16 protein-coding genes and 2 pseudogenes are annotated in these 24,406 nt (G+C 62.1%); 12 read left to right on the plus strand and 6 right to left on the minus strand.

Translation table 11 applies throughout. The features are described from left to right. From DIE11_RS30460 to DIE11_RS30495, 8 genes and pseudogenes are all read left to right on the plus strand, one after another. The coding region (locus tag DIE11_RS30460; protein WP_148093059.1) for an RHS repeat domain-containing protein at positions 1 to 1,377 on the plus strand (1,377 nt) is incomplete at its 5' end. A 1-nt stretch (position 1,378) separates the two neighbouring features. Continuing rightward, positions 1,379 to 1,642: a hypothetical protein gene (locus DIE11_RS30465; protein WP_124629133.1), complete on the plus strand. Its 264-nt coding sequence runs from the start codon at positions 1,379 to 1,381 to the stop codon at positions 1,640 to 1,642. A gap of 326 nt (positions 1,643 to 1,968) precedes the next feature. Then, positions 1,969 to 4,257, plus strand: coding sequence for an RHS repeat-associated core domain-containing protein (locus DIE11_RS37565; RefSeq protein ID WP_221622474.1), 2,289 nt, complete (start codon positions 1,969 to 1,971; stop codon positions 4,255 to 4,257). Between the two features lie 4 nt (positions 4,258 to 4,261). Next, complete coding sequence (locus DIE11_RS30475) at positions 4,262 to 4,693, plus strand: DUF4265 domain-containing protein (RefSeq protein ID WP_124629135.1); 432 nt, start codon at positions 4,262 to 4,264, stop codon at positions 4,691 to 4,693. Positions 4,694 to 5,055: 362 nt separating this feature from the next. Next, positions 5,056 to 6,063, plus strand: a complete 1,008-nt coding sequence (locus DIE11_RS30480; RefSeq protein ID WP_311767600.1) for an RHS repeat-associated core domain-containing protein — start codon at positions 5,056 to 5,058, stop codon at positions 6,061 to 6,063. After that, positions 6,060 to 6,320 carry a hypothetical protein gene (locus DIE11_RS30485; RefSeq protein WP_059681180.1) on the plus strand — a complete coding sequence of 87 codons (261 nt, stop codon included), beginning with the start codon at positions 6,060 to 6,062 and terminating at the stop codon, positions 6,318 to 6,320. Before DIE11_RS30480 ends, DIE11_RS30485 begins: the two co-directional genes overlap by 4 nt. 228 nt (positions 6,321 to 6,548) lie before the next feature. Then, positions 6,549 to 6,719: pseudogene (locus DIE11_RS37570) on the plus strand (RHS repeat-associated core domain-containing protein); the annotation flags it as partial. Between the two features lie 221 nt (positions 6,720 to 6,940). After that, a complete protein-coding gene (locus DIE11_RS30495) occupies positions 6,941 to 7,207 on the plus strand; it encodes a hypothetical protein (protein ID WP_124629137.1) in 267 nt (88 codons plus the stop codon). Between the two features lie 42 nt (positions 7,208 to 7,249). On the opposite strand, the gene DIE11_RS30500 is transcribed toward DIE11_RS30495, so the two are convergent. Together DIE11_RS30500 and DIE11_RS30505 are read right to left on the minus strand one after the other, a co-directional pair. After that, a complete protein-coding gene (locus DIE11_RS30500) occupies positions 7,250 to 7,354 on the minus strand; it encodes a type I addiction module toxin, SymE family (protein WP_124629218.1) in 105 nt (34 codons plus the stop codon). 29 nt (positions 7,355 to 7,383) lie between these two features. After that, complete coding sequence (locus DIE11_RS30505; RefSeq protein WP_185633848.1) at positions 7,384 to 7,587, minus strand: hypothetical protein; 204 nt, start codon at positions 7,585 to 7,587, stop codon at positions 7,384 to 7,386. Positions 7,588 to 8,456: 869 nt separating this feature from the next. Here DIE11_RS30505 and DIE11_RS30515 point away from each other — a divergent pair. Continuing rightward, positions 8,457 to 10,613, plus strand: coding sequence for an ATP-binding protein (locus DIE11_RS30515; protein WP_124629139.1), 2,157 nt, complete (start codon positions 8,457 to 8,459; stop codon positions 10,611 to 10,613). Positions 10,614 to 10,615: 2 nt separating this feature from the next. Here the strand turns inward: DIE11_RS30515 and DIE11_RS30520 are convergent, their stop codons facing one another. Next, complete coding sequence (locus tag DIE11_RS30520; protein ID WP_124629140.1) at positions 10,616 to 13,039, minus strand: ATP-binding protein; 2,424 nt, start codon at positions 13,037 to 13,039, stop codon at positions 10,616 to 10,618. Positions 13,040 to 13,388: 349 nt separating this feature from the next. Here DIE11_RS30520 and DIE11_RS30525 point away from each other — a divergent pair, with 349 nt between their 5' ends. Both DIE11_RS30525 and DIE11_RS30530 read left to right on the plus strand, forming a co-directional pair. Beyond that, positions 13,389 to 14,066: a response regulator transcription factor gene (locus DIE11_RS30525; protein WP_311767601.1), complete on the plus strand. Its 678-nt coding sequence runs from the start codon at positions 13,389 to 13,391 to the stop codon at positions 14,064 to 14,066. 208 nt (positions 14,067 to 14,274) lie between these two features. After that, a pseudogene (locus DIE11_RS30530) lies at positions 14,275 to 15,164 on the plus strand (transposase). Between the two features lie 177 nt (positions 15,165 to 15,341). On the opposite strand, the gene DIE11_RS30535 reads toward DIE11_RS30530, so the two are convergent. The 3 genes from DIE11_RS30535 to DIE11_RS30545 all read right to left on the minus strand — a co-directional run bounded on the left by DIE11_RS30535 (position 15,342) and on the right by DIE11_RS30545 (position 19,178). Then, complete coding sequence (locus DIE11_RS30535; RefSeq protein WP_124629142.1) at positions 15,342 to 17,687, minus strand: hybrid sensor histidine kinase/response regulator; 2,346 nt, start codon at positions 17,685 to 17,687, stop codon at positions 15,342 to 15,344. Further along, positions 17,680 to 18,513 (minus strand): response regulator, encoded by an 834-nt coding sequence (locus tag DIE11_RS30540; RefSeq protein WP_124629144.1) that lies wholly within the window; start codon positions 18,511 to 18,513, stop codon positions 17,680 to 17,682. Before DIE11_RS30540 ends, DIE11_RS30535 begins: the two co-directional genes overlap by 8 nt. A gap of 371 nt (positions 18,514 to 18,884) precedes the next feature. Next, positions 18,885 to 19,178: a hypothetical protein gene (locus tag DIE11_RS30545; RefSeq protein WP_124629146.1), complete on the minus strand. Its 294-nt coding sequence runs from the start codon at positions 19,176 to 19,178 to the stop codon at positions 18,885 to 18,887. 804 nt (positions 19,179 to 19,982) lie between these two features. Between DIE11_RS30545 and DIE11_RS30550 the strand changes: the two genes are divergently transcribed. Then, a complete protein-coding gene (locus DIE11_RS30550; RefSeq protein ID WP_124629148.1) occupies positions 19,983 to 24,317 on the plus strand; it encodes a YadA-like family protein in 4,335 nt (1,444 codons plus the stop codon). Positions 24,318 to 24,406 lie beyond the last annotated feature (89 nt).

The raw sequence follows: 24,406 nt of genomic DNA on the forward strand, positions 1-24,406 counted from the left end.
CGGCGCGGGCAGCTCGCCTACCGCTACGATCCGGTGGGCCGCTTGCTCGAAGCGCAAAGCCGGCTCGGCCACGAGACCTTCGACTTCGACCCGGCCAGCAACCTGATCGACCCGGAAACCCAGCGCGAAGCCGAGCGCCAGCGCATGCCGCGCATCAAGGCACTGGACAACCTGCTCAAGCAATACGTCGGCACCCACTACCAGTACGACGCGCGCGGCAACCTCACGCAACGCTGGCACAACGGCAAGGAAGGCCGCTTCACCTGGGACCTGTTCGACCGCCTGACCCACTACGAAGACGAGCGCCTGAAGGTCGACTACACCTACGACGCGCTTGGGCGGCGCTTGTCCAAGCACAGCCAGGCGCACTACGAGGAAAGAAGGGAAGCGGGGCCACACTGGAACCGCGCTGAGCGTGTGAAACGCAACCGCGCGCTGCAATGCGGCTTCACGCTGTACGGCTGGGATGGTGACACGCTGGCGTGGGAGAGCAAGATCGCCGACGAGGATGGCTTTGGTGCGCGCACCACGCACTACGTGTACGAGCCGGGCAGCTTCGTGCCGGTGGCGCAGGCAGTGCGCGAGGACGCCATCGAACTGCTCGACCAGCCCGAGTACGGCGACTACTACCGGCAGGATGAAGACCCGCTATGGCTGCCGCCGCCGCCCGCACCAGCCATCAACAGCCTGGCGTGGTACCAGTGCGACCACCTCGGCACGCCGCAGGAGCTGACCGACGAGCACAGCGAGATTGCGTGGAGCGCGGAGTACCGCGCGTGGGGACTAGCGAAGGAAGCCATCCGCAAAGCATCCAGCAAAACACCGATCGCCAATCCCATCCGCTTCCAGGGGCAGTACCATGACCATGAGTCGGGGCTGCACTACAACCGCTATCGGTATTACGATCCGGAGGTGGGGCGGTTCGTTAGCAAGGATCCGATTGGGTATGCGGGGGGGCATAACCTATGGCAGTATGCACCAAACCCGATTGAGTGGAGCGACCCGTTAGGTTTGTCGAAGCGTTGCCCCTGTGATTGCCCGGCGGGAACAATAGATCCCTCTCAGGTGCATTTTATGCAAAGCAGCGCAAAGAATGTTACAGGTGACTATACGGTTCTCGCGAACGCACAAGCTTTGCAGGATGGAACACTCGATCCTAATATATTGAAGACCAAGATTTGGAAGGATGGTGCTGGGAAGCTGTGGACGCTCGATCACAGGCGGCTCGCGGCATTCAAATTGGCACGCAAGTGCATGCCATACCAAATGGCGTCAAAAGACGAGATTGATAACCAGATGTGGAAGATGAGTACCAAGAATGGTGGGACATCTATCCGCTTGAAGATGGAGAATGGTCAGTCAATGACCGTTGAGTGAGATGACGATTGACAGAAAGAGAGTGTCGGAAATAAAGACAAGGGAAGATTTTGTTGATTTTATTTCTGATTTTGTGAAATCAATAAGAAATGGGCAGTCGATCGAGAACAATACTGTTGATTCGTATCTTGAGGCAATGGCTTCCTGGGTTGAAGATATGGACGGCTATTACGAAAATATGGGTATAGCTAGTGAGATGAAGCTTGATACGATGAATTGGAGGGTTCTCGCGGATATTGTAGTTGCTGCAACAATGTATGAATAAATGGTACACTCAAGAGCACAACCGCAAAAATCTGTCCAAAGGACCTGGGCACGGGTACCGCGACCAATGCAAGTTCACGCGCTGCGGCGCGAGCCTCTGGGTGTGCGAGCGATGATGTCGGGCACCCGATTGCACGCAACCTTGGCGGTCTTGGTGGCGTTAAGGAAGTCATTCCCCAAGATCCGAGTATGGGCCTGCCGATCGGCATCACCGATGCCAGCGGCAAGACCAGGCAGCTCGAGTACAACAGCAGCGGCCAGCTCACCCGCTACGTGGACTGCTCGGCCAAGGCCAGCTAATGGGCCTACGACGCGCGCGGCCAGCTTGTGCATTTCACCGACGCGGCCGGCCAGGTCACCCGCTACCGCCACGAGGCCGGCCAGCTCGCCGCCATCCGCTACCCGGACGATACCGAAGAGCACTTCGAGCGCGACGCAGAGGGCCGGCTGCTAACCCACATCGATGCGCTGGGCCGGCGCACCGAATGGGACTACACCGAGGCCGGGCTGCTGGCCAAGCGGGTGGACGCCGCCGGCCAGTCCCTGCGCTATCAGTGGGACAAGCTCGGCCAGCTCACCGCGCTGCGCAACGAGAACGGGCGCGATGCCGAGTTCCACTACGACCCGGTGGGCCGTCTGCTGGCGGAAACCGGCTTCGACGGCGCCATCACGCGCTACGAGTACGAGGAGGAGACCGGCAAACTGGCGCGTGCCATCGACGGGCAGCGCATCACCGCCTATACCTTCGACCCGATGGGTCGCCTCACCGAGCGGCGCGCTGCGCTGCAAACCGGCGACGCGAGCCCGCGCCAGCAAGACTGGCAGGTCGAGACCTTCGCGTACGACCTCAACGGCAACCTGGCACTGGCCAGCAATGCCGACAGTCGCCTGCAATGGTTCCACGACCCGGCCGGCAATCTGGTGCGTGAGCACCAGCACTACACCCGCCTGGGCCAGCCGCTGGTGGGTGTGTGGCTGCACGAATACGACGCGCTCAACCAGCGCATCGCCACCGTGCGCCCGGATGGTCACCGCGTCAGCTGGCTCACCTACGGCAGCGGCCACCTGCTGGCGCTGCAGCTCGACGAGCGCGAGCTGGTCAGCTACGAGCGCGACGACCTGCACCGCGAGGTCGCACGGCTGCAAGGCAACCGCCTGCTGCAAACGCAGCAGTGGGACGCCATGGGGCGCTTGAGCGAGCAGGTGCTGGCGCGCGACACGCCTGCGCCCACACACACCGCAGGCGGCAACCGCCTGCTGGTGCGCCGCTACCGGTACGACGCCAGCGGCCAGCTCACCGACATCAACGACACGCGGCGCGGGCAGCTCGCCTACCGCTACGATCCGGTGGGCCGCTTGCTCGAAGCGCAAAGCCGGCTCGGCCACGAGACGTTTGACTTCGACCCGGCCAGCAACCTGATCGACCCGGAAACCCTGCGTGAAGCCGAGCGCCAGCGCATGCCGCGCATCAAGGCGCTGGATAACCTGCTCAAGCAATACGCGGGCACCCATTACCAGTACGACGCGCGCGGCAACCTCACGCAGCGCTGGCACAACGGCAAGGAAGGCCGCTTCACCTGGGACCTGTTTGACCGCCTGACGCACTACGAAGACGAGCGTCTGAAGGTCGACTACACCTACGACGCCCTCGGCCGGCGCCTGTCCAAGCACAGCCAGGCGCACTACGAGGAAAGAAGCGAAGCGGGGCCACACTGGAACCGCGCCGAGCGGGTCAAGCGCAACCGCGAGCTGCAGTGTGGCTTCACGCTGTACGGCTGGGATGGCGATACGCTGGCGTGGGAGAGCAAGATCGCCGACGAGGACGGCTTCGGTGCACGTACCACGCACTATGTGTACGAGCCAGGCAGCTTCGTACCGGTGGCGCAGGCGGTGCGCGAGGAAGCCATCGAACTGCTCGACCAGCCCGAGTACGGCGATTACTACCGGCAGGACGAAGACCCGCTGTGGTTGCCGCCGCCGCCCGCACCAGCCATCAATAGCCTGGCGTGGTACCAGTGCGATCACCTTGGCACGCCGCAGGAGCTGACTGATGAGCACAGCGAGATTGCGTGGAGCGCGGAGTACCGTGCGTGGGGTGTTGCGCAGGAGGCGATCCGCAAGGCCTCGGGAAAGGCGCTGATCGCCAATCCCATCCGCTTCCAGGGGCAGTACCATGACCATGAGTCGGGGCTGCACTACAACCGGTATCGGTACTACGATCCGGAGGTGGGGAGGTTTGTTAGCAAGGATCCGATTGGGTATGCGGGTGGTCTGAATGTTTTTCAGTACGTGCCTAATCCAATCGAGTGGATCGATCCTCTTGGTTTAGCAAGACTTAGCCTTCCTGGAAGTAGAAAGGGGAAAGATTTTACTCGAGCCGGAAAGGAGGCTGTAAAAGCGGAGAACATTAGGAATCACGGTTCGTTGACATGTGAAAAATGCAACACTGATGTGATAAACGCCGTCCAACATCAAAAGGGCGTTACGCCTCCGGATAATGAGGCGCATATCGATCACAAAAAACCCAAGGCGAAGAACGGGTCGGGGACTCCAGAGAATGGGCAGGTTCTTTGCCGGGTGTGTAATCTTGATAAGAGCGACTCGTACGTGGAGTGATAGGATGGAAAAGATTTTTTTTAAATTAAATGTCGTGGATGACTATCCGCCGGTATCCATGGAGAGTGTGTGGTCGGAGAGGCTGGATTCTGGGTTGTTTAGGATTGGAAATATTCCGTTTTATACGAAAGATGCGAGTCTTGGTGATGCTGTTTCGGCAGAAGTTGGGGTGGATGGAGAGTTGATATTTAAGGAAGTTGTGGTTCCTGGTGAAAATAGTACGTTCAGAATCGTAGTTTTTGATGATGGAGTAAATCAGATTCAGAAGATTCTAGAGGCTCTTGTGGAGGTGGGCTGTACATGGGAGGGAATGGGAGAGCGGTTCTATTCTTTCAACGTCCCGGGGGATGTGGATCTCGATAATGTGCTTGTCTTACTTGATAAATACGTGCAGGCTAATTGGCTTGATTACGAATATGGCATGATTCGCCAGTGAGTGCGGGGATAATCTGGCGAGGTCGATGGAGCAAACTGTGAGTGACGGACTGTGTCCGAGATGTGCGGCAACAAGCGAGGTTCAAAGGCTGCGGCACGAGCTTGCCGTGGTCGACGAACGTATTGAGGCGCTGCGCTCTACGGAGCGGCGTGAAGCGCAGGTGCAGGGCCTGATTGACCAATTCGTGTTGACGCGGCGCGAAGTGTTCGACATGGCCGCGACTCGGCCCCTCGTATCGGGGCCTGCCGTAGCGCAACCAGCCCGAGATCAAGCAATACGCCGGCACCCACTACCAGTACGACGCGCGCGGCAACCTCACACAACGCTGGCACAACGGCAAGGAAGGCCGTTTTACGTGGGATTTGTTCGACCGCCTGACCCACTACGAAGACGAGCGCCTGAAGGTCGACTACACCTACGACGCGCTTGGGCGGCGCTTGTCCAAGCACAGCCAGGCGCACTACGAGGAAAGAAGGGAAGCGGGGCCACACTGGAACCGCGCCGAGCGTGTGAAACGCAACCGCGAGCTGCAATGTGGCTTCACGCTGTACGGCTGGGACGGCGACACGCTGGCCTGGGAGAGCAAGATCGCCGACGAGGACGGCTTCGGCGCACGCACCACGCACTACGTCTACGAGCCGGGCAGCTTCGTGCCGGTGGCGCAGGCGGTGCGCGACGACGCCATCGAATTGCTCGACCAGCCCGAGTACGGCGATTACTACCGGCAGGATGAAGACCCGCTGTGGTTGCCGCCGCCGCCCGCACCAGCCATCAATAGCCTGGCGTGGTACCAGTGTGATCACCTCGGCACGCCGCAGGAACTGACGGACGAGCACAGCGAGGTTGCCTGGAGCGGAGAGTATCGCGCGTGGGGACTAGCGAAGGAAGCCATCCGCAAAGCATCCGGCAAAACACCAATCGCCAATCCCATCCGCTTCCAGGGGCAGTATCATGACCATGAGACGGGTCTGCACTATAACCGGCATCGGTATTACGATCCGGGGAGTGGGCGGTTCGTCAGCAAGGATCCGATCGGGCTGGCCGGCGGCATCAACGTCTATCAATACGCGCCCAATCCGGTAAGCTGGATTGATCCGCTCGGCCTGAGCAACTACATTCCTGCGCCCAAGAACTTGCCCGGCTTTCCCGATGCGGTACGGGTTCCGCCGAAAACACCTGTTCTAGGAGTTCCAGGGAAAAAGCGGGCTCGATGGAAAGAACCCAAGGGCTGTATCTGTGAGTGGGACTATCAGCACGGAGAGGTAGAGCGATACGATAAGCGCGGTAACCACATGGGAGCATTTGATCCAAATTCGGGGGAGCAGATTTCAGGAAAAGGCCCCGTGCCAAGCCGGAGGGTGGAGCCATGACCCAACATCCCGTTCAGCGCTTTATCTCGCGATTTGAGAAGGACAATGAATTCTCGTATGTCGAGATTCCGTTTGTTGTCGGCCCGTCCTTGGAGGAACTGCAAGACATATGCGGATTTGAGAGGGATGATCTGATGTATGAGGAGGTCGAGTTGGACGACGAAAAGCTGCAGAAGCTGCGAAGGTTCGTCGCGTCTGATTTCGATACGAGCCAGTACATCTACTACTTGTCATGCGTTGATGACGCTGCCGAGTAAGTAACGAAGGGCCGGCCGAGCGCTAGGTTTGTCGTTTCTGGCGCGCTGATCGATGTTCATCTGGCCTTCATTCAATGCGCCAGTGAGGTCTGGTGCGAAGTGTCAGGGATTGCAAGGAATCGCGTCCTGGCGAAAAAATGCCGACGTGCTGGGGTAGGATGACGCGAAGGCTTGCGGGACAAGGGATTGCGGCCTGTGCGCGGGGCGTTTGCGTCCAAGTGAATAGATCAGGACCAGCCTCAGGATGTCGAGACGGGGCTCTGTTATAACCGGCACCGGTACTACGATCCTCGCTCGGGACGGTTCATCTCGAAGGACCCGATCGGGCTGGCCGGTGGGCTGAATTCATATCAATACGCGCCGAACCCAGTCCAGTGGGTCGATCCGTTGGGCTTGGCCCGATCTGGTCAGTGGGTTACTGTCGGGAACGGTCGGGTCAGAATTGATCCACCACATGTGGAGAATACGAACCAACAAGTTCATGCTCACTGTCAATGCAAGTCCAGAAAGCAAGAGGTTGTTGTGAATAAGGATGGCACGCAGAGCCACGGATCGCGTGGGGGCGTCTCTGGGCTGACGCGAGCAGAGAAAGACTATTTGCGTGAAAAGGGTTTCGATCTATGACCGATCTTGGTGAAGTGAAGATTTTTGGAACGCTGGAAGGCGACGATAGGTCGTTAAAGCTGGATGAGATTTCTATCCTTGCCAAGCCGGAGGTTATTAGGGATCTTGGTGTATTCCTGATTAATGCGGCTTACGAAATGGATTCCAATGATGCTGAGCACGTGCATTTGCAAGATTCGATGTCGAACTTCTCGTATGAGAATCACGTTGACGTGATCGCGATCAATCAAGACAAAGTGAAGTTGCTTGGTGGTTCCAGCTAAATGACCGAAGGGCCGCAGTTGCGGCCCTTGTAGTTAGCGTGGTTAGCCGCAATCGGGGGTGATTTGCGCGGCGGTAATGGTGAGCTTGCCGTGTTCAACGTGAACGTGAAGCTTCTGGCCGGCGTGGAAGCCGGCATCGTGTATCAGCCAGCGGCCCGCGCTCTTTTACAGCGGTGTTACCTCGCCATGAGCTTCGACATCTGGGAGCGTTTGACAAGGCTGTCCATCAGGACGATCAGCGCTTGCTGATCCTCGTCCGAAAGTAAATCCATCTGTTCATACAGTGCATGCAGCCGCGGGTTGTGAATACGCGGCTCGGTGGGCGGCTCGAGTCCGACGAGGGAGTCCACGCTGGTTTGCAGCACTTGCGCGATGCGCACGACTGCATCGAGTTGCGGCAGCGATACTGAAGGTGAACGTGCTGGCGAGCGCGGGCGAGTGTTTCTATGTGGAGCCGTGGTGCGCAACGGCCCTGTTCCGCCGGGTTTGCCGTCGCCCTGCGGGCGCCGTCAAACCCGGGGGGCTGATGTTGTATCGAGATAGGAATGGGCTGAGAATCGCGTCTAGGCCTCAGCTATGAACAACTCCTGAGGTGAGTTGGTGGTGGTCAGCGGGCTGTAAGTGTTGGCAGCACTCACGGTCCGCGCTTCGTTTGCGGCCTGCTTCCCCTTCCTGTCTTACCGAGCTCGAGCAAGCACGGTAGCATCTGCGAAACAAATTGCTGCTTGGCCTTGGGTAACTGCTCGATGGCGGCGATCCGCTGTTGCAGTCGCGACATCGGTCCGCGCTTGCTGTCGCGGCGGTTCACGGGTTGCCCCATCAGTTAATCGAATGAGAGCGTGAGCAGTTGCGCCAGTGCGGGCAACCTGGATCACGGATGACGGCGCCTTTTTTTAGGACAATTCTTATGTTGCGGCGTCACGTTGTACGACAGAATCCCCACCAAACAATGCGCGCAACAACGCGCACGACCGGTGACAAGTTCGCGCGCGATGTACCTTTCAAACCTTCTTCAAGCCTTCTATATGTGGGTGTTGCATTCTCAGGGTCTCCCATACGTAACACCTGAGCCGGCAGCAGCGTGGTGATCCGACGTGCATCCTGCGGGATTCTGACGGCGACACCTGAACGAGAAGAAAATTGTCGGGCTATGGGTGATGCGTCGCCTGAGTCAAGGTCCCGCTCGCGGTGCGGCGGCTCCTCGCGATTCATTCCATCGGCATCGTCACATATCTAAGCTGCATCAATCATGAAAAACATACGCGCTTCGCGCTGGACCCAATGGTGTTCGCTCTGTCGTGCATTGCTTCCGGTTGTCTGCGTGGTCTTGCTGCCTGGCGCGGTGGCTTCAACGCTTTGGCAGAAACCGATCTTCACCGATGAAGAGCAGCGATGGATCGACGCACACCCGATCGTTCATATAGCAGTCGAGGCGAACTGGAGTCCAATCGAATATGTACGCAACGGACAGCATGCTGGTCTTGTCGCCGGTTACCTGAACGCGGTTTCGAAAATGACCGGACTCACGTTCGACACGGTGCCTGGGACGGAATGGGGCCGTGCGTACGACGCGCTCGCTACCGGCAAGGTGGATTTGCTGCCGGGTGTGTGGCGAGAGTTGGTATCTGACCGTGTCGGCAGCGACGCACTAGTCAGTACACCTTATCTGGTCGGGCGGCTGACCGCCGTGACACGTGACAATTCCGCGATGGTTTTCAGTCTGAAGCGGCTCGAAGGCCGGCGCGTCGCGATCAAGGGGCGAGGCGCAGTCGAATACTTCACCCGTCATAGCGGCGTCGCGCTCGACGTGCTGACGTTCGACACCGAGGAACTCGCACTTGCTGCGGTGGCCAACGGCGAAGCCGACGCCGCGCTTGGCATCGACTTCACGATCCTGCCAATCGTTCGCCGGCAATTCCCGGGGCAGCTTTACATGTCCGGCATGCTGGCGGATCGCCCCGTGTCGTTGGCCATGCTCACGCGCGCCGATCTGCCGATTCTGGCGTCGATCATCGACAAGTCGCTTGCAGCGATTCCGGTGAGCAAAACCGCTGCGATCACGCAGGACTGGGTTGAACTCGGCGACAACGGCAAGCCGACACTACGCTCAATCCTGCATGATCGCGCGCCGCAGGTGGTCGCGATTGCTGCGACGTTGCTGATATTCGCGTTGTTCGCCTATTTCTACTGGAAATCCCGCGCGGCGGCGATTCGCAGCAAGCTGGACAAGGCGATGGTCCTCGCGTTCGTGAGCCACGAGATCCGCACGCCGATGCAGACTGTTCTGTCGTCGCTCGATTTTCTGCGGCGCTCGCATTTGCCGCCACGACAGGCCGATCGCGCGGATGCTGCCGTGTCCGCGTCAGAAACGCTCTTGGCGCTGCTGGACGACATCCTGGAATACACCCGCCTCGAGTCGAGCAAGGTGACGTTTGCCGCGCAGGCAGTGGAGCTCGAGTCCTGGGCCCGAGAAACCGTCGATATGGTGCGCTGGCGTGCCGAATCCAAGGGAATCTCGATGACGCTAGACAGCGAGATCCCTCCGGCGCTGCATGTCGAGATCGATCCGGTTCGCGTGCGCCAGATCGTGCTGAACCTACTGGTCAATGCAATCAACTTCACGGATGACGGCACCGTTACGTTGCGTGTTCGCATTTCCGCGACCCGCCGACGGCGAAACAGGACGCTGCTTCTGGAAGTCGGCCACACGGGAGTTGGCATTGCTGCGGATCAATTCAAGCATCTGTTCGATGCGTATTGGCAAGATGATCGTGCTTCACGTTCCGGCGGAGTCGGCAGCGGGCTCGGCCTCGCGATCTGCCGTAAGCTCGTCGAGTTAATGCGTGGAACGATTACGGTCAGCAGTACACCGCGTGTCGAGACCGTCTTCTCGGTCAAGCTGCCGGTTGCAGTCACGGATAACGCGTCGTCGGCACAGTCAACCGCGTGGGCGCCGGTGAGCCCACCAGCATCCGCCGCCCAATCATGCCGAAAAGTACCGTGCATCCTGATCGTCGATGATAACGAAGCCGTACGGGACTCGCTGCAGGAGCAATGCGAGGCGCTGGGCTGCGTCGGCATCATCGCTGACTCGGGGGAGGCCGCGTTGCAGCAGCTCGCACGCACGCATGTCGACATGGTGCTGCTGGATTGCAATCTCCCAGACGTAGATGGCTGCGCGCTCGTACGCGCGATCCGTCAACGCGAGTCTGCAAGAAAGGGGCGATACGTTCCGATCATCGTCATATCGGCAAATACCGGCGACGCGCACAAGGTGCGTTGCTTCGAGAGCGGCATGGATGGGGTGCTCGGCAAGCCGCTGCGACTCGAAGCGTTGCGGCAGATGATCGCGATGTGGTGCCCCGCGTATGCGGGTGTTGCACCGGATCAGGCGGCAGCCACATAGGCTTATGTGCGCGTGCTGCAGGGCCTGGATTGGCCTGAATCCGGCGTAACCGTCTCGATGCGATGCTGGCGTAACAAATCATCATGAAGCGGGCCGACATTGCCAGGAATCGCGTCGGACACGGCCTCCAGCATGCGCTCGAGTTCGGCTGCCAGGTTACTCGTCCCCGCATGCCCGGCAATCGCGGCTGCCCCTTTGATTCTATGCGCCATATAGCGCGCCTTGTCAGCATCGCCGGCCGAGAGCGCGGTGCTCAGAGCCGCCAGATCCGCGTCGATACTTTGACGGTAGATCTCTGAGAATTCCCGACCTGCTATTGGGGTTGGTTCGACAGGCGGCTGGTGCCTGTCACGCTTGCTTGCCGGGCACCAAAGATCGATCATCTGCCGCAACGCTTCGAGCCGCAGCGGCTTGCCGAGCACCCCATCCATTCCGCTGTCGAAGCAGCGCTCACGATGCGCATCTTCCGTCGACGCCGAGATTGCGATAATCGGTGTGCGCGCCTGTCCGCGTTGCTGCTCGCTGGCGCGCATGCGCTGTGCGATCGTGTAGCCGTCGACGTCCGGCAGGTCGCAATCGAGCAGCACCATGTCGTACCGAGTGCGCTCGAACCGATCGAGCGCTTGCGCGCCGTTGCCGGCGATGGCCGAACGGCACGCGAGCGCATCAAGTTGATGCTGGATCGCATGTTGAACCGCTTCGTGATCGTCGACGATGAGGATCATCGGACCTTCGTCGACTCGCTGGGAAGCCGGCGTATCGGTCGCGTCGGGTTCACGTGAAGGCGCCTCCGGCACGACCGTATTCCGGCCGGCTACCCATCGGGTACGTTGCGCAGGCAGGATCACGGTGAAGATCGTGCCTTTGTCGGGGCTACTGCTGACGGTAATCACTCCGTTCATGAGCTCAACCAGTTCGCGGCAGATCGACAGGCCCAGGCCGCTGCCGTTCACGCGACGGCTGCCCGGCTCCTCGACGCGCTGATAGGGCTCGAAGATGTGGCTCTGACGCGCGGGCGGAATGCCGATCCCGGTATCTCGGACTTCGATCACAAGTGAACCGGCTGTGTTCGGCTTACCTTCCAGATAGTCGACACGCAGCGAGACTGATCCCTCCGACGTAAACTTGATTGCATTGACGAGCAGATTCAACACGATCTGCCGCGTGCGGACCGGATCGATCAGCAGGGTCAAATCGGCTGGGCAGGCGAGTTCGAGCGCAAGGTCCAGCCCTTTCTCGTCGACCCTCCAGCGCACCATGTCGGCGCTGCGGCGCAACCACGCCTCAATTTGCGTTGGTTCGGGCGCGAGTGTGACGTTGTGCGATTCGAGTCGCGAGTATTCGAGCACGTCATCGAGCAGCGTCAGCAGCGATTCCGAGGCGGCAACGGCTGCATCCGCTCGACCTGCCTGTTTCGGCGTGAGTTGCGACTGCTGCAGCAGCTCGAGCGACGAAAGGATCGTGTGCATCGGCGTGCGGATCTCGTGGCTCACGAACGCGAGGAACATTGCCTTTTCGCGCTCGCTGCGAACTGCAGCGGCGCGTGCGCGCCACGAAAGGAACGCGATTGCTGCTAGCGCGAACACGGTGGCGCCGGCTGCTGTAACCTGCCAGCGTCGGTAGTAAAGGATTGAGCGCAGAGTCGGCTCGCCGTAGTCAGTCGACTCCATCCATTGGCGTGAAATCTCCTCGCCCGTGCGAGCGGGAATCGCAGCCAACGATTTATCGAGAATGGATGCGAGCAGGGGCATGTCGCTGCGGGTTGCCAGGGCCAGCGCATATGGCCGGTCCGGCAGGCCGCCCGCCAGGAACAACCGACCCAGGAACTGTCGGCGTAGCAGCGGCATGATTGATATGTCCGTGCCGAGGGCGACATCCGCATTTCCGTCGACGACGGCAGTGAGCGCATCCTGTTCGTCGTCATAGGTCAGCAGCGTCACGGGCAGGCCGCTCTGGCGAATCGCATATTCCAGCCCGCCGTTGCCCTTGATCGCGATTCGTTTGCCGGCCAGATTGCGGGAATCGACGAACAGGTTCAGGTGTTCCGGCGCAACCACGAACATCGTGCCGACGAAGTACGGTTGGCTGACAGTGACGCCGGCGCGATACATCGACACATCTGCGCTTTTCGATACGTCGGGCACCACATCGATCTTTCCGGAGATCAGGGCGTCATGCGAGTCCGCCCATGACAGGCCGTCGACGTACTCAAAGCGCAATCCGCTCACGCGCGAAATCGCATCGAGGTACGACGGCACGATGCCAACTACTTTCCCGTGGTCGCGAAATTCGAACGGGCGCCAGTGTGGATCGATTGTGGTGCGCACCACCGGATGCGCGGCAATCCACGCCTTCTCTTCAGCTGTGAATTGCGGCGAATTGTTTGCCCATCCGAACGTGGGCGTCAGCCAGACGATTGCGCTCATTAGCACGGCACATCGTTTCAAACTCAGCTTGCTCACGTTGTTCAACCAGATTGTTGGCCGGTCTGCCGTGGACGGTCCTCAGACGAGTATCGGACGCCGAGATCGCCGCAGGTAAAACCGAAAAACGAGACCGACATCATAGGTCGCGTGTTGCGGAAACGCAATGCGGCACTGCGATCGCAGGACCTGCACATTGAGTCACCAGGGTTAAAAATTGCCCCAAAAGCCGGTAAGCTACTCGAAATAATCATGGATGGCATCCCGCGACAATATCGGGGCTAGCCGTTTCGCGCCGTATACAACAACGATAGGGGTAACTATGAGGCCTGGGCACCAGCCGATCCGCGTCGTGATTCTGGACGACCATGCCATCGTCCAACTCGGGATTGCAAATTACTTGACCGAGAAGAGCTCCATCAAACTGGTAGCGAGCTTCGGCAAGTCGCGCGACCTGATTCGCTGGCTCGAAGCGAACCGCGCCGATGTGGTGCTACTCGACTACACGCTTGGTCCCGACGAGATCGACGGCCTCGATCTCGTCAAGCTCATCAATACGCGATTCCCCGATTGTCGGATGCTGATGATGTCGAGCAACGACACGTCGGCAACCGTCAACATGACGATGCGCGCAGGTGCGCTCGGTTTTTTCGGCAAGAGCGAGGATCTCGGTGAGCTCGCACGCGCGATCCGCGTCGTGGCAAGTGGTCATTCATTTATCAGCGCCGAACTCTCGAACCGGATCAGGTGGGGCATGACGACAGATTCGCGTGGGGCCGAACCGAGGGACGCTAGCGGTGACGATAAACCGTCGCCCGATTCTTGTTCGGCGGCGGACTTGCTGCTGAGCCCGCGCGAGCATGAAGTATTGCGGTGCTTTCTTGCTGGTATGTCCGTGTCGGAGATCGCGTCGAAATTCTTCCGAAGTCCCAAGACGATCAGCGCGCAAAAGCAATCCGCATATCGCAAACTCGGTATCCGCAACGATGCCGAATTGTTCGCTTCCCGCAAGTTCATCGAGAAACACTGAATCAACTCCGGTCATCGCCGCGGTCGAATATCGTTGCACACATGCGCGTGGTGGAGGAGTTGGACAGGTGACTGCGCTGCACACCTCAATGCCTCTTCTGGCGACACTATCCGATTGTTTCTATAAATTTTCTTCGGCATGACCTGAGCCGTTTCTCGTAGCCATCAGCAAGTGAGTTCTCTTTTATCGTAGAGGCAAGGAGAACTCGATGAAGAAGCGATTTACCGACGAGCAGATCATCCGAATCTTGGGCGAGGCCGAGAACCGGGACGAGCCGGTGAAGGATCTGTGCAAGCGCCACAACATCTGGGAACAGATGTTCTATTGTTGGCGCAACAAGTTCGGCGGCATGGATGTGGCCGACGCCCGTCGGCTCAAGGATCTGGAATCGGAGAACGAGCGGCTCAAGCGCCCGATTGCCGAGCGATTGCTGGTCATCGGCGGCCTGAAGGAATTCAGCCGAAAAAAATGAGTATCCCAACGGCCGGCGCGAAGCGCTGGAAGTCCTGACTCGGCGGGGTCTCTCGCAACGCAAGGCATGTGGTTATCTGGGGTGGAGCCGCCAGGTGGGCACCTATACGCTCAAGCAACCGGAGAAGGATCGGAGCCTTGGCGAGCAATTGATGGCGGCCGCGCAGGAAGTGCCGCGCTTCGGCTACCGGCGCATGTCCGCCTGGCTGGCGCTGGGCGAATCGCGCGTGCGGCGAATGTGGCGAGCCTTGCAGCTCAACATTCCGCGGCGGCGGCCTCGCCGTCGGCGTTGTGGCAACGACATTCGCTTGCCCGGTGCGACACAACCGAATTCGGTATGGAGCTACGACTTCGTGCACGATCAACTGGTCGATGGGCGAGCGTTGAAGATGCTTTGCGAGATCGATGAATATACCCGCGAGTGCCTGGCGATCGAAGTCGGTGCCAGCCTGAGGTCGCAGGATGTCATCCTGACGCAGCCGTGCCGATGTAAAGGTGCTCGTCGAACGCTGGCGACAGTTCTACAACGAGCGCCGGCCGCATAGTGCGCATCGCTACCAACCGCCCGCCACGGTCCGTCGAGCCTGGCTGGATTTCGGTCATATCGACGCGAGACTCACTGCCTGATTGGTCACAAAATTCCGCCTCAGGTCATGGCGCCGCCGCGTCGAATCCGTGGCGCGAGCTCGACTGGCCGGCGATGCCGGGCCAATTCGGGCACGCGCGGTTCGGGCCGATCGTCGGCGGCGTCGAACGGCGGTCGAACGACGGCCCCGCCGGACCCGGAGCGGGCGCATTGCCGCGCTACCGGGTCGGCCCGGCCGTATCCGTCTCGGCGTCGAACGATGCCTCCGCGATACGCGCGCGTTTCAGCGAGCCGGCGAGCTTCTCGATCGCATGCAGATCGAGTGCGTCGAGGTGCTCGCGCGTCGCCTGCGCGAAGGCCGCATGGTCCGGCTCGTCCGCAAACCGGCCGAGCCATTCCTCGATATCGGTGAGCCGGCCCTCGCCGGCGAGCCGGATCAGTTCGTCGAGCGCATCGTCGGACGGGCCGCGCGGGACGGGGGCGGCGGTCTCGGGTCCGGCATCGCTCGCCGGCCGAAACCGCCGGACGAGCCACGACACCGGCACGAGCGCGTGCCCGACGGCCGGCGCGACGACCGGGAACGAGAACGACGTGCCGACGCCGGGCTGGCTGGTAACGGCCAGCTCGCCGCCCATCGCGCCGACGATACGCTGTGCGATGAACAACCCGAGCCCCGTGCCGCCGTTCACGGCCTGCACCTGCTGGTACGCGCGGAAGATGTCGCGCGTCCCGGCGATGTCGATTCCGATCCCCGTATCGGCGACCTCGAACACGAGGCGCCATGCAGCGCCTTCCCGCGACGCGCGAACCGACAGCGTGACCGTGCCGTCGCGCGTGAACTTCGATGCGTTGGACAGCAGGTTGAGCAGCACCTGCTGCAGCCGGATGCCGTCGATCGACAGCTTGCGCGGCAGCGGCGTCAGCGGCCGATAGTCGAACCGGTTGCCCTGTTGCGAACACAGCGCGACCGCATAGTCGCCGATATCGTTCAGCAGGCCGGGCAGGTCGGTCACGTCGGGGGAAATGCCGAGCGGCTGCAGTTCGGCCTTCGTGAACGTGAGCAATTCGTCGATCAGCGCGAGCTGGTAGCGGATGCTGCGGTCGATCGACCGGATCAGCCGCGCCTGGCTGCGCGTCGCGCTTTGCAGCAACAGCTTCGCGTAGCCGTTGATCGTGGACAGTGGCGCGCGCAGGTCGTGACTGACATAGCCGAGCGTCTCGATCTTCTGCTGCATGTGCGTTCTCGCCTGCTGCAGCGCGTCGTTGAGCGCGACCGTGCGTTTCGCCACTTCATCGCGCAGGCGATCCTGTTCGGTGAGTTGCCAGTGCTCGAGCCGCTTGCGCGCGTCGGTGCGCTGGCGGCCCACGTGGTCGATCCATGCGGCCAGCACCAGCAGATGCGTGGCGAGTCCGATGATCGCGATGACGGGGTTCGGATAGAGGTCGGATTTCAGCCAGAACAGCCAGGCCGGCATCGTGTTCATGCCGTCGAGCATCCGGAGCAGGATGTTGAAGGTGGCGAACGTGACGGCGATCAGCATCACGCGGCTCGTCGGCGTGCGGCGGATCACGAGCATCAGCGCGAGGCTGATGTTCACGATCCCCATCGCCGTGTTCAGCCGCAGGCAGAACCACGTGAACGTCAGCAGGTCGCCGAACGCCGCGCCGGCCATGCCGACGCATTCGAGCGCGAGGAACGCAACGTAGACCGCGCGCATCGGCATGCCGGCCTTCTCGCGGTGCGCGACCATCAGGATGAAGACGATGAAGCACGCGACCGACAGATACGCGAAGATCACCTCGCCCCGCGCCGACCACGCGTAGGCGCCGGGCCACAGATACATCGCGGTATAGCCGCGGTACGTCGCTTCGAACAGCGTCGTGCCCAGGGCCAGCACCGCCAGCACGACAAACATGCCGCTGCGCGAAAAGAAACCGATCAGCAGTGCACACCATACGAGTGCGAGCAGCCCGCCGAAGAAGCCGAAGTTCCACATTGCGGCGTGAAGTTCCTGCGCGCTCCACGCATCGCGGGTGAACGCGGCCGGCACGAGCCGCATTTCCTTGCGCGACGTGACGCGGATCAGCACGGGCAGCCGTTCGCCCGCGCGCAGCGTCATGTCGAGCACCGGATATCGGGAAGCCGCGCGGTTCGCGTTGCCGTTATCCGCCGGGAATCGTGCGGCGAGCGTCCACGCGCCGCTGCGATCGACATAAAAGTCTGCTTGGTCGACGCGTGCGTCGCGAATCGCGAGCACCAGCGCGCGCTCGACGCTGTCGCGATTGGCCAGCGTTGCGCCTACCCACCACGCCGAGCGGGAAAACTCGATGTTGAAAGACGGTTGCGCTGCCGCGGGCGCGCCGCGTGCCGAACCTTCGAGCCGCGCGGCCACCTCGCCGACGGACATCGCCGCACCCGGATCCTCGACGATCGACACCGCTTCCACGCGCGCGGTCTGGCCGGATGGTTCTGTCGCGTCGGCGCGGGGCGCCGCGCACGCGGCCACCAGCGCCACCAGGAGCGGCAGGACGGCGAGCCAGCCGGACGCGCGGCGCCTATGCATCGCGCTGGTGTTCATGCGACGGCGGCGGCGCGTCGACCGTCGGTCGCTGGCGCCGCCAGTCGGACGGCGTGATGCCGAAGCGTTCGCGAAACGCCGTGGCGAAATTGCCTGGTGTCGAAAAGCCGATCTCCTCGGCGATGTCGCCGATCCCCATCGACGTCTCCGCGAGAAAGTGCTTCGCCGCGCGCAGTCGCGTATCGCGCAGATATTCGAACACGGTCTGGCCAAGGTGATCGCGGAACACGCGAGACAGGCGCTTTTCGTGCGTGCCGACCTGCCGAGCGAGTTCGTCGAGCGCCGGCGGATTGCGCAGTTCGCGCAGCAGGATCTCGCTCGCCGCGCGCACCAGCGCGGCGTCGGGGTGATCGGGCAGTTCGGGCAGGTGCACAAACGGCTGGCTGCGCCGCGTGCGCTTCAGGTGATTGCGGATTCGGGCGATCACCTCGGCCGGTTCGAACGGTTTCACGATGTAGTCGAGCGCGCCGGTTTCGAGCCCGGCGATCCGATCCTCGAGATCGCCCGCGGCGGTCAGGATGATGACGGGAATGTTCTGCGTCGATGGCGTGGACCCCAGCAGCCGGCATGCGGCGAAACCGTCCATGCGCGGCATCCGCACATCCATCAGGATCAGGTCGGGTGCGATGGCCTGCGCGCGGTGATAGGCCTGCAGGCCGTCGAATGCGACGCTGATCCGGCACCGCGCGGCGCGCAGGATTTCCGTCAGGAGCCGCAGGTCGTTCGGGCGGTCGTCTACGACGAGAATGTGTGCGCCAACGAGATCCGGCGTGGCGCGGGGCGACGCCGAACTGGACGAGCGGGATGACATGGTTGCTAAAGCTTAGGGGTAGGCCGGGGCGGACTCGCTGCATCTGTGTGCGCGATTGTTGCGAAAAATTATATGCCGACAAAGATGCCGGCGGTGGGGATTCCGTCCACCGCGTGTGGGCATGTTTGACAGCGCGACGGTCTGTCGTGATCGCCGCAGCCGGGGGGCGGAAAATCGGATGGAAAAAAATTCCGATTTCGATATTAAATAATGGATTTTATTACCGATTGAATGGCATGAACATCGAATTGGCCCAGTAGATGAATTGGTGCTCTTTCTGTCGAGAAGATGGCCGGAACGGTGGTGGATCGAGTTCATCAATTCACTGTCTCCGTGATTAAGGTTTTATTTGTGGTTGATTAAAAATACTTTCACATATATCCGTTTGGCTGCATCGGATCGTATGAATGTAAATAACGTCCGCTCCAGAAAACAATTTGTCCGCTGCGGAAAAGGTTTGATCCAAGGAAGCCCTGCACACTTGGCGGGACGCGGCTGGAATCGGTTCTTCGGCATGACCCGGTTTCGCGCAAAATTTTCTGCCACAGCCGTTTTTCCGGGAGTGCTGCATTCAATGTGACATTGAATGCTGGCAATCCCAATTTTCGGGACAACGGCAGTGCAACGAAGGTCGGCACGAGGGTAATGCGGGCTTCATCGTTCATCGAATGCACCTATATGAAAAATGATCGATGAATCATGAAGCAGATGCGAGTTTGGCACATCAGGCGACAAAAAATCGTCAAAGAAAGTCAGTAAGTTAATTCAGTGCAGGGGTCATCCGGCAGTCATCTTCAATTCCGGAAATCCGGAATCGAAGATGCGCGCCAGGATGGAAAGAGTGAGTGGGTTCGCGTCGATCGCCGGGCGGTTCGATCCTCCAGAGGCGGTTGCGCGAAACCCACTCTCGAATCAGGCGGGCACGAAAAAACATGAACATCAAAAGCATGGCAGATCAAAGCACCGGTTCTCGCGAACCGTTGTCGGCTGTCAGCGGCCGCGGGCCGGCGGCGCATGCATCTACTCCGGGGGCCACGTGGGGGCATCCTCCCCCCGAATGACACTGCGCGGGCCGCGCTCCGGTTCGGCGCGGCATCCGTCCATCCGGCGTCTGAACGACGCCCTCTCATGAGATTCGAGGTCGCCTGAGGTTCGGCGCGACGGCGTGCGCACGCGTTCTTTCGCGGTGTGGCGCGCCGCGCGCCGCCCCGGTCCGGTGGCCCGGTTTCCATGATTCGATAAACCGCGAGCGTTGTCGTGCCTCGTGTCGTCCGGACACGGGCCGCGTACGGTCGCGTGCTCGCGACGTGCGTCGCGTGTGTCGTGCAGAGCCATCCGGCATTGAAGTTAGAAGTCCGAAGTAGGTTGCGGCGCGTCGCGAGGCGGGTGAAAACGGAGACGGAGACAGTCTTCGCCCGGCCGCGTTCGCTGTTGCGTCATCCAGCACATGTGAACCGAGGGAAAACAAGATGAACAAGTCGTTCAAGTCGATCTGGAACGAAGCACTGGGCGCCTGGGTCGCGGCGTCGGAGCTCGACCGCGCGCGCGGCAAGCGGGTTGCGTCGTCGAGAAGCGCGTGCACGCATGCGGCGGACGCTGGCACCGTCGCGGGCATCGCGACGAAGCCGGTGTTCTCGCCCAGGCGGCTCGTCGTGATGATGGCGGCCGCGTATCTCGGGCTGTTCCAGACCGGTGCGCATGCGCAGTATTCGGCGGGCGGCGGCTCCGCGACCGGCGGTGCCAGTTCGATCGCGATCGGTAACGGCTCGGTCGCGTCGCAGGTGAATTCGACCGCATACGGCAACCTGTCGACGGCGGCGGGCGTGTCGTCCACAGCGATAGGGCCGGGCGCACACGCGATGGGCAGCGGATCGACGGCCATCGGCATCAATGCGCAGGCAACCGGCGTCAACAGCGCGTCGATGGGCGTGCAGGCGATCGGATCCGGCGACTATTCGGTCGCGATCGGTAATCTCTCGAGCGCGACCCAAAGCGGCGGGGTGGCGATCGGCAGCGGCGCGGCCGCGACCGGCGTGTCGGCGGTCGGGCTCGGCAACAATGCGCTGGCGTCCGGCCAGTATGCGGCCGCGCTCGGTCTCGGGGCGAGCGCGGCGGGGGCGCAAAGTGTCTCGCTCGGTTACGCGTCGAATGCAACCAATACGGGCTCGGTTGCGCTCGGCAATCAGTCGACGAGTTCGGGCGCGGCCGGTGTTGCGGTGGGCAGCGGCGCGCTGGCTTCCGGAAATTCGGCCGTGGCGATGGGCGTCAACAGCGGAGCGAAGGGCGGCTCGTCGATCGCGATCGGATGGGGCGGCACCGCCGGCGTGCCCGGCTCGGGCACGCAGTCGCTCGGCACCAGTTCGATCGCAATGGGCTCGAAAACGACGGCCGGCGCCGACAACGCGATTGCGTTCGGCCTGAGCGCCAATGCGTCGGGCCTCAGTTCGGTCGCGATGGGCGTTCAGTCGAGCGCGACGCAGCAGTTCGGCGTGGCGCTGGGCAATCTCGCGCTCGCAACCGGCATATCGGCGACGGCGCTGGGCCCCGGCGCGACGGCATCGGCCGTCAATGCGACGGCGATCGGCATCAACAGTGTCGCGGCGGCGGGTTCCACCCTGGCCCTGGGCGACAGCAATTCGGTTGCCGCCGCGGCGGGTGCGGGCTCGATCGCCGGCGGGAACAACTCGAAGGTGCTGGGCGGTATCGGTGCGGTGGCACTCGGGTTGGGCCAGACCGTGAGCGGCAACGGCGCGGTGGCAATCGGCGATCCGAGCTCCGCGATCGGCACCGGCGCGGTCACGATGGGGTCGAACAACACCGCGAACGGCGACGGCGCGGTGGCGATCGGCAATACGAACAATGCGCAGGGCACCGGCTCGATCGCGCTCGGCAATACGTCGACCGCGGCGGCAGCGGGCGCGGTGGCGTTCGGCGCGTCGGCGGTGGCGAACAATACGAACGACGTCGCGCTCGGCTCCGGGTCGGTGACGGCCGCGCCGAATCCCACCTCGACCGGCACCATCGGCGGCGTCACGTATACCTTCAACGGCGTCAATCCGACCAGCGTGGTCAGCGTCGGCGCGGTGGGCAGCGAGCGCCAGATCACCAACGTCGCCGCGGGGCGGATCAGTTCGACGAGCACCGACGCGATCAACGGCTCGCAGCTCGCCGCGACGAACGAGGCGGTGACGTCGCTGTCGACGTCGACGCTGTCCAGCATCACGTCGTTGTCGACCGGGGTGTCGTCGCTGTCGACGGGGCTGTCGTCGGCGAACAGTTCGATCACGTCGCTGTCCACGTCCACTTCGACGGGGATCAGTTCGCTGTCTACGGGCCTGAGCTCGACCAACAGCTCGGTGACGTCGTTGTCGACGTCCACGTCCACCGGCCTGTCATCGGCCAATAGCGCGATCACGTCGTTGTCCACGTCGACGTCGACAGGGATCAGCTCGTTGTCTACGGGCTTGAGCTCGACTAACAGCGCCGTGACGTCGTTGTCGACGTCCACCTCTACCGGCCTGTCGTCGGCTAATAGCGCGATCACGTCGCTGTCGACGTCGACGTCGACGGGGATCAGCTCGTTGTCCACCGGCCTGAGTTCGACGAACAGCACGGTGACGTCGCTGTCGACGTCGACGTCGACGGGGATCAGCTCGTTGTCGACGGGCCTGAGTTCGACGAACAGCACGGTGACGTCGCTGTCGACGTCGACGTCGACGGGCATCAGCTCGTTGTCGACCGGCCTCAGCTCGACGAACAGCACGGTGACGTCGCTGTCAACCTCAACGTCGACGGGCATCAGCTCGTTGTCGACCGGCTTGAGTTCGACGAACAGCACGGTCATGTCGCTGTCGACGTCCACCTCGACCGGCATCAGTTCGCTGTCTACCGGCCTGAGCTCGACGAACAGCACGATCACGTCGTTGTCGACGTCCGCGTCGACCGCCGTCGGCTCGCTGTCGACCGGCCTGTCCAGCACCAACAGCAACCTGACGTCGCTGTCGACCGCGACGTCGACGGGCATCAGTTCGCTGTCGACCGGCCTCAGTTCGATCGCATCGAACAACGGCAACCTCGGCAACAGCACGGCTGGCGCGCTCGGCGGCGGCGCGACCTACAACCCCACGACCGGCACGATCTCGGCGCCTTCCTACGTGACCTACAACAGTGACGGCTCGACGACGGTCAACAACAACGTCGGCTCGGCGATCGACAACATCAACGCGAACGGCATCAAGTATTTCCACGCGAACTCGACCGCACCGGACAGCCAGGCGCTCGGCGTCGACAGCGTGGCGATCGGGCCGAATGCGATCTCGCGGGTGGACGGCGGCATCGCGCTCGGCTCGGGTTCGGTGTCCGATCGTCCGATCGTGCAGTCGTCCGGGTTCCTGCGCAACGGCAGCGCGTCGATTCCGTTCGATACGACCGACGAGAAGCTGCTCGGCGCGGTGTCGCTCGGCGATGCGACGGGCAAGTCCTATCGCCAGATCACCAATGTCGCGGACGGCACGGGGCAACACGATGCAGTAACGGTGCGGCAACTGACCGGCGCGTTGCAGTCGTTCGCGGTCACGCCCCAGAAGTACTTCCACGCGAATTCGACTGCGGCGGATTCGCTCGCGGTCGGCGCGGAATCGGTCGCGGTGGGGCCGACGACGGTCGTGAACGGCGATAACGGCGTGGGCATCGGCAACGGCGCGATCGTCGACCAGACGGCTCCCGGTGGCATCGCGATCGGGCAGGCCGCGAGTTCCGCGCAAGCCGACGCGATCGCGCTCGGCAGCGGCGCGACGGCGACCGGCGCACAGTCCGTCGCGCAGGGCGCCAATGCGGTCGCGGTCAGCGTGGGCAGCGTCGCGCTCGGTTCCGGCGCGCGCAGCACCGCGACCGATGCGCTCGCGCTCGGGGCCGGCGCGTCGTCGACGTTCGCGAACAGCGTCGCGCTCGGCGCGGGTTCGCTGACGACGGTCGGCGCACTGACGAACTACATCGCGTACGGCCTGACCAGCCCGCAATCGTCGGCAGGCGAAGTGAACGTCGGCAACCGGCAGATCACCGGCCTTGCGGCAGGCAAGAACGGCACGGACGCGGTGAACGTGTCGCAGCTCGACTCGGTCGCGAATCAGCTGACGACGCTGATCGACCAGCGCACGGCGAACGGCTCGTATTCGACGAATCCGACCGGCACGAAGATCGATCCGGTGACGGTCGGCTCGAATTCGTCGGCGGGCGGCTCGGGCTCGGTGGCATCGGGCTCGAACAGCACGGCGGTCGGCAACGCGTCGACGGCGTCCGGCAACGGCTCGACCGCGCTCGGTGTCGGCGCGACCTCGTCGGGCAACAACTCGGCCGCGATCGGCGCCGGCAGCAATGACGGCGGCCGGTCGAACGTGGTCGCGGTCGGCTCGGCGGATTCGCCGCGGCAGGTCGCCAACGTCGCGGCGGGCACGCAGGGCACCGACGCGGTGAACGTCAATCAGCTGAATGCCGTGTCGAACCAGTTCACGCAGTCGCTGAACACGGTCAACAACCAACTCACACAGATGCAGCAGCAGATCCAGCAGACCGACTCGATGGCGCGCGAGGGGATCGCCGCAACGGCCGCGATGGCGTCGATCCCGCACATGGACCGCGATTCGAACTTCGCGATGGGGGTCGGCACGGCGACGTTCCAGGGCCAGAAGGCCATGGCGGTCGGCATGCAGGCGCGCATCACGGAGAACCTGAAGGCGACGCTGAACGGCGGTTTCGCCGGCAGCCAGCGCGTCGTCGGCGCCGGCATGTTGTATCAGTGGAAGTGATCGAGCGCGCATCGGTTCGCTCCGGCACGCGCTGCCGGAGCGAATCACACGGAACGCATGCGAATGCGGCTGCGCCGAGCGCATCGCAT

Source organism: Burkholderia sp. Bp9012, assembly GCF_003853825.1.
Taxonomy (GTDB): Bacteria; Pseudomonadota; Gammaproteobacteria; order Burkholderiales; family Burkholderiaceae; genus Burkholderia; species Burkholderia diffusa.